Origin of the sequence: Stieleria sp., from assembly GCF_041595215.1 — a bacterium.
GTDB classification, from domain to species: Bacteria; Planctomycetota; Planctomycetia; order Pirellulales; family Pirellulaceae; genus Stieleria; species Stieleria magnilauensis.
Genome location: NZ_JBFHKV010000402.1, coordinates 1 through 6,796, shown reverse-complemented (window position 1 = coordinate 6,796; position 6,796 = coordinate 1). Strand labels below are relative to the sequence as shown.

The following is a 6,796-nucleotide window of genomic DNA, read 5'->3' as shown; positions in this document are numbered from 1 at the left end:
CGGACTGGTGGTCCGAGCATCGGGTGGTTCTGGAAGAGATCTTGGTGTCCGAACTGTTGACCCGCGTCGTGGCAGCGATCGGAGCGGAGACGGCGGCGATCGACGGCGCCGAAAATCACGAGAGCCACGAAAGTCTGGCCGCGGTCACACACGGGATTTACCTGGGACAAATCGAAGCCAGTAATCGGGTGGCCCAAATCATCTTGGAATCCTGCGGTGCCCGCGTGGAAGACACCGTACGGCTGAATCGATTGCGATACGGGGTCGAGCGTTGGACGGACTGGCTGATCGGACGCGTCAGTGTGCATCGGGATCGATCGTTTCAATACAGCATCGACGCGGAACGATCCAAGACATTTTACGACGAAGTCCGCGAGGGTGCCTCGTGCACGCACCGAGACACCACGACGTGGTTGATGAATGCGGCGATGCGCGAAATGTTGGTCCGTCGCACCAGTGAGAAATCGGCGCTGGCCCACGCCAACCACGAAGTCGCTTCGTCCGCCCTGGCGCTGTTTCGGCCCGAACTGTTTGACGACTACGGCGTGCCGAAGTCTGTTTGGTTGCACCGACTGCAAAAAGACGCCGCCAAACTCAAACCGTTTGACTTTGTAGGGGTCGGCGATTGAGGCCTGTCGATTTCTTGCACCGACAGCCCATTGACGCGTCCCGGTGGATGGCCGTTGATCGATCAATCGTCACTGGCCAAGATTCCCACGCGTCTGGCGTGGCTGATCAAATCCAGGCCCGGAGGCGGCAATCGGTCAGGCTGTCACGTGCGGCGGGGTGAAATGACTACAGTGCCCACCGATGGCAGCGCAAACCCACGGATTTTTGGCGCCCTGTCATCCGTGGGTTCGCGCTGCCATCTGTGGGAATTATTTTCGATGGTTCGCCTGGGAAGAAGACTGAAGTGTTTCGTCCAGATTGAGCCTTAGGGTCGAGGACGTAGCGGAAGCCAATCCCACTGATTTCCTACCAACATTTTACGATGCGCGGCCTGTGAATTCGGGTTTGGTGTCGATCAAGATCTCGAGAATGTCTCGGCGCATCTTCGGAGTCAGGTGTTCGAAGTCCGGTGAATCGTCTCGGCCTTCGAGGATCGCAAACAAGCGCGCGACGACTTGTTCGCGAACCTGCTTCGGCAACGCATCGAACGCGGGTGAATGAATCAGGTAGCTGCACGGGTACTTGAACAATCGGGTTTGCAAGTCGAACTCACGGAGCGATCGACCGCGCGAATCTTTGATCCCGCGTGATGCGAATTCCGCTTCGAAATCCGACGCTCCCTTCACCGCGTCGGTCAATTGGAACTCGTCGACCATCAACAGGTAGCGCAGCACACGGTCGGCCGACGCTGCGATCCGCCGCTGGGCACTCTCACTGATGTAATCCTTCGGCCGCTCCAGCAGTTCATTCATCTGATAGGACTGGTGCAGGGCTTGGCGCGTTTCGTAGTTGGCCGCCGCGATCGCATTGTGCATTTGGGTTTGGTGTTCCAACACCATCAAGGCCACGATGTCGCTGTGCGGCGCGATGTAATCGTCGGTGTCGATGTACTCGTCCAAGTCGGATTGATTCGCGCCGGGATCACGATCGAACGTGTATTCGTCGCCCTCACAAATCGTGTTGCCCATGTGGCGCATCTCACCGTGGTTACCGGTGACGTACCAACCGCCCCAGCGCTGTTCGAAGGGGCTGGTGTGGTCGGTCAGAAACGTGCCACTGCCCAACTTGGGACGGCCCGCGGGGTCCGAGAAGACGCTGCGGATCAAGTAGCCCGGAACCCCCTGTGTGCGGCTGGACGCGTGGCAGGACAAGCAGTTGCCACGGTCGCGAACGAACGACGGCTGGTCGTCCCGAGCGGACTGTTTCAGCGTGTAAAAAATCGCTCCCTGGTTCGCATCGGTCGCGGCAAACTCGAGCACGTCACCGTTTTGGCAGTAGCCGACATAAACATCGTCGTTAAAGTAAAGCGCACGGGGTCGCCGTGGAGAAATGCGATGCAATTGGAGACTGGTTTTGGAAAACACCAACGTTTGAGAACTGACCGGGACGTCCAACGCTTCCAGCACCGATTGCAGGTACCCGAACTGGTCGTCGTAACGGAGCGTCGTTTCGCCGGATTCAAGTTTCTTGGACAGTTGGGCGACCGGGTCGTTGACCTCCGCGTCGAGATAATTGATCGGCTCGCGTTCGAAATTTCCCTGCTGTGCGAACGAATCGGAAACACAGAGTGTGGTCGTGAGAACCGTGACCAGTACGACGATGGCACGCCGAGGACGCATTGACAATCTTCTCCGGCACACGGGAAACTCCCTACAAACGTGAAAACGTGGCGTTCATGAACCCACTGATGCTTCGACCGAATCGAAAATTGGCAGAGCACCAAGCCACCGATCAGGTTATATTTTAACATTCTGCACGTCAATGTGCACTATTTCGCCGTTTCCGAGTTTCGGGCAAATTCATGCTATCCAAAACCGCCGAATACGCCCTTCGCGCCGTCGCTTGCATGGGGGGCCAGCCTGGGGAACCCGCTTCGGCGGACCGTCTGGCCGAGCAGACGAAGGTGCCGCGCCGCTATTTAACTCGCGTGCTTCAGGATTTGGCTGCGGCCGGCCTGGTGCGTTCGCGACCGGGGCCGGGAGGCGGGTATGAACTGAGCCGCTCGACGGACGAGCTGACGATTCTGGACGTGGTCAATACGGTCGCACCGATCGAGCGGATTCGCCGCTGTCCGCTGGGGCTGAAGTCGCACCACAAGCTCTGTCCGCTGCACGCCGAACTCGACAAAGCCTACGCGGCGACCGAAGCGGCGTTTGCCGGCGTGACGATCAAAGCGCTCGTCGAATCGACCAGCGAGATCATCCCGCTGTGCGAATCAAAATAGTGGCGTACGCTTCCAGCTTGCGTTTAGCACGATTTGGCAAGGTCTTCGAGCATCGCGTCGAAGGCTTCCGATGGTTCGATCTCGGCGTCGATCGTCAGCGCCAACAGTGGTCGCTTGGCGATCCGGTCGGTCTGTAACTTGACCAGATCTTTTTGCGTGCAGATCAACTGCTGTACATCATCCAAACCGTCGGCCCAGCGATTGAGTTGCTCGATCGTGTCGCGATCGTATTGGGCATGATCCGGCAGCACCTTTTCGGCGACGACTTCGGCGCCCACATCTTCGACGGTTCGACGGAAGGCGGCGGGATTGCCGATGCCGCTGATCAACGCCACACGCTGACCGCGCAAGGCGTCGACGGACGTACGTTGATCGGGGTGCTGCAGCAAACCGCTCGGTCGATGATTTGAACGCAGGACCAACAGGTCTTGATTGCACGAACGGATTGTCTGCATCACTGCCGCGATGTCTTCTTCGTCGACTTGATCACATCGCGTCAAGATCGCGACCTGCGCCCGCGTCAGGCTTGCGATCGGCTCGCGCAACAAGCCGCGTGGCAACAGGTGTCCGTAACCGAACGGGCACGTCATGTCGATCAAGACGATGTCCAGGTCCCGATGCAGGCGGCGATGTTGAAATCCGTCGTCCATCAGAATCAATTGTGATTCGAGTTCATCGACGGCGATCCGTGCAGCCTCGACGCGATCGGGGTTTTGCACGTGGGGGACATCCGGCAACCGCTGGTGCAGTTCGGCGGCTTCGTCATTTTCATCCGCATCGCCTCGACCGTAACCGCGCGAGACGATCGCCACACGGACGCCGTGCTTGCGGAACCGCCGTGCCAGATCAGCGACGACGGGTGTCTTTCCCGTGCCACCGGTCGTCAGGTTGCCGATACTGATCACCGGCGCGTCGCAGCGTTGGACGCCGTGGCCTTGATCGAAGCGACGATTTCGCCGCGCCACGACGACGGCGTAGGGAACCGCCGCGGCCGATAACCCGGCTCGCATCAACCCGGCGAACAGACCGCGACGCCGGCCGCTCATGATCGATCGATAGTCCAACGCGGATGACTGAGGGTGTTGGCGGAGCGGGAGTCGGGAACGGAAACGTTGTGAAGCATTGATTTCAGTGTTTTACAACGTATTAGCGGCAGTCCGCGAGAGGCCTGTCGATTTGGTCGATGTTCCGAATTCAACGCGATGAAGTCAGCCCGACACGTCAGCGAGGGGCGACGCGTGGCCCCTTGCCATGCATGCGGCCTCAATCAGGTTGCCGAATCCAGTGGCGGGGACGCTCGGCGGCACCGCTGCCGGCTTGGTCATCCGGGGGCGGCAATTGCGACAGCACCGAGAAGTCACCGGATTGGCTGGATCGAGCGGGTGGACCGACGGCCGCCGAGCTTGCCAGTTGGGCGCCGGGAGGGTTGGCGGGATGACTGGGGGACGCGACCGAGTTTGGCGCGGCGGCATCAGCCAGCGAAGGGGGCTCGCCGATCGCGTTCTGGTAGACCCATTGCTTGCCACCAGGGGAGATGGCCGCGGGAGGAACGCTGTCGGTGTGCAGGCCCGCGATCGATTGATCGACGTACTGGGTCTGGGCAAACACGCGTTCCAGTTCGGCCAGCCGCTGTGCTTCATCGGGGCTGGTCGCTCGATCGGCGACGGCTGCGGTGGCGTTGAATCGGTTTTCGTAGAAGGGGTCTCGATCCACCGGCACGGCCAGATCCTGGTAGGTGAGCGGCAGTTGTCGCGGCGGGGTCGACTGTACCGGTGGCGAATAGTCCGTCCGCGGGTCGTAGACGACGGGGACTTGGACATCTTCGGTCACTTCCCGGACCAGCATCTCGATCGACGCGTCATCAAACGGATCGGATTTGGATTGCTTGGTCCCGTCTTCGATGGCGGAGGCATCGGGCAGCGTTGGCTTGCGAAACGGCAGGGAGAAGAGGATCCCGCCGCCCAGAATCAGAATTCCGAGAGAGGTGCGTCGCACGCGAAAACCTGGGGCTGGAGAGGAAACGGAGAGGGCTCACCGCCGGAGCGGGTGAGGTTGGGCCAGTTTCTTCCATGAAGGTCAAGGCGCTTCGTGCGATTGAATCCTTTCGTCACGTCCGACACCTGCGGTCCAGCCTGGTCGGGCAATTCCGCCGGATCATCGAAGCCGCCCCCCGGTCCTGACGGTTGGGAAAACACTGCGGCATCGGCGACGGCTGTGCCCTACGAAAAACGGTCCGTCGATGATACGCTTTCCCGTTTCACACACGCCCCCTGTTTGAACAGAGCCATGGAAGCTGGGATTGTCGGATTGCCGAACGTTGGCAAGAGCACGCTATTTAACGCATTAACGAGCTCGCAGGCCGCCCAAAGCGAGAATTACCCGTTTTGCACGATCGAACCCAACGAGGGGATCGTCAACGTTCCCGACGAACGTTTGGGGCGAATCACCAAGTACATCGTTCCCCAAAAAACGATCCCGGCCGCGCTCAAGTTGGTCGATATCGCTGGGATCGTCAAAGGCGCCAGCGACGGCGAAGGCTTGGGCAATAAATTTCTCAGCCACATTCGTCAGGTCGACGCGATCGTTCAAGTCGTGCGCTGCTTTGAAGACGCCGACGTGATTCACGTTTCGGGTGCGGTCGATCCGCTGGCCGACATCGACACGATCGAAACCGAACTGGTTCTGGCGGACCTTCAGACCCTGGAAAACGCCCTCGCTAAAGCCCAGCGGACGGCTCGCAGTGGTGACAAAGAGGCGAAGATTCGGGTGACCGCGATTGAGAAATGCAACGCGCATCTGGAATCGGAGCAGCCCTTGCGAACGCTGAACTTGACCGAACCGGAAGCCAAATCGATTCACAGCTTTGGTTTGATGACGGCCAAACCGATCTTGTACGTCGCCAACGTGGACGAAAACGACCTGGAAGGAAAAGATCCGCTGGTGGACAAGGTTCGCCAACACGCCGAGACGTCGGGAGCCAACGTGGTCTGCGTCAGCGCGAAACTGGAAGCCGAATTGGCGGAACTGGACGACGCCGATCGCGATGAAATGCTGGCCGACGTGGGGTTGGAAGCGCCGGCGTTGAGCACGATCGCGCAGGCCGCCTACAAGACCCTGGGGCTGCAAAGCTACTTCACCGCGGGCGAAAAAGAGGTCCGGGCCTGGACCATCCCCGTCGGCGCGACCGCTCCCCAGGCCGCCGGCGTGATTCACAGCGACTTCGAAAAGGGGTTCATTCGCTGTGAGGTCTACACGCTCGAAGACCTGGAAACCTACGGCAGCGAGAAAGAAATTCGCCAAGCCGGTAAACTACGCGTGGAAGGGAAAGACTACGTTATGCAAGACGGTGACATCTGTCATTTCCTTCACAAAATCTGATTCGGCCACCCTCAACTACGAAGCACTTCCGCTCAGGTATTCATGACTAAGATGCTGATTCCCATCCTCTTTGCCCTCGGCACTGCACTCTTCTGGGGCTGCTACGGACCAACCATTGGAAACGCACAGGCACCGCGGATCGATGGGAAACCGTTGTTGCCGCCCGATGGCTGGACGCCGTTTAAGCCCTACGTGTTCATCGGGATCGCGTATCTGGTGATCGCGATTGCCGGCGGGTTGGCGATGATGAAATTCAAGGGCGACAGTTTTAACTATTTCGCGCCTGTCCCCGGAGTCGATGGCCTCTCACATTTTGCGACCGCGAAATGGGGATTCCTGGCCGGCACCCTCGGGGCTTTCGGCGCGCTCTGCCTGACGACCGCAATGATGACCAGTCGCGGCAACGCGTTGTTGGTGATGCCGATCGTCTTCGGCGGTGCCGTTTCGGTCACGGCAATTGTTTCGATCATTAAACTGCGTGGGCACGGCCCCTTGGAAATCAACCCGTTGTTGTGGGTCGGGATG

At 59.5% G+C, this 6,796-nt stretch carries 6 protein-coding genes and 1 pseudogene; 4 read left to right on the top strand and 3 right to left on the bottom strand.

Going from position 1 to position 6,796, the window contains the following annotated elements; all coding sequences use genetic code 11:
• Positions 1–629: pseudogene (locus tag ABX749_RS16315) on the top strand (hypothetical protein); the annotation flags it as partial.
• Between the two features lie 357 nt (positions 630–986).
• Here the strand turns inward: ABX749_RS16315 and ABX749_RS16310 are convergent.
• On the bottom strand, positions 987–2,288 hold the full coding sequence (locus tag ABX749_RS16310) for a hypothetical protein (RefSeq protein ID WP_372896906.1): 1,302 nt from the start codon (positions 2,286–2,288) through the stop codon (positions 987–989).
• Positions 2,289–2,470: 182 nt separating this feature from the next.
• Here ABX749_RS16310 and ABX749_RS16305 point away from each other — a divergent pair, with 182 nt between their 5' ends.
• Positions 2,471–2,893: an Rrf2 family transcriptional regulator gene (locus ABX749_RS16305; protein WP_095738279.1), complete on the top strand. Its 423-nt coding sequence runs from the start codon at positions 2,471–2,473 to the stop codon at positions 2,891–2,893.
• A gap of 23 nt (positions 2,894–2,916) precedes the next feature.
• Here the strand turns inward: ABX749_RS16305 and lpxK are convergent, their stop codons facing one another.
• Together lpxK and ABX749_RS16295 are read right to left on the bottom strand one after the other, a co-directional pair.
• The gene (lpxK, locus tag ABX749_RS16300) at positions 2,917–3,939 is read right to left on the bottom strand and encodes a tetraacyldisaccharide 4'-kinase (protein WP_372896905.1); all 1,023 of its coding nucleotides are present in this window, start codon (positions 3,937–3,939) and stop codon (positions 2,917–2,919) included.
• A 217-nt stretch (positions 3,940–4,156) separates the two neighbouring features.
• Entirely contained in the window at positions 4,157–4,888 is a 732-nt protein-coding gene (locus ABX749_RS16295) for a hypothetical protein (protein ID WP_372896904.1), read from the bottom strand.
• 291 nt (positions 4,889–5,179) lie between these two features.
• Here ABX749_RS16295 and ychF point away from each other — a divergent pair, with 291 nt between their 5' ends.
• Both ychF and ABX749_RS16285 read left to right on the top strand, forming a co-directional pair.
• Positions 5,180–6,271 carry a redox-regulated ATPase YchF gene (gene ychF / locus ABX749_RS16290; RefSeq protein WP_145209117.1) on the top strand — a complete coding sequence of 364 codons (1,092 nt, stop codon included), beginning with the start codon at positions 5,180–5,182 and terminating at the stop codon, positions 6,269–6,271.
• A gap of 51 nt (positions 6,272–6,322) precedes the next feature.
• Positions 6,323–6,796: hypothetical protein (locus tag ABX749_RS16285; protein WP_372896903.1), on the top strand; the 474-nt coding region annotated here is incomplete at its 3' end.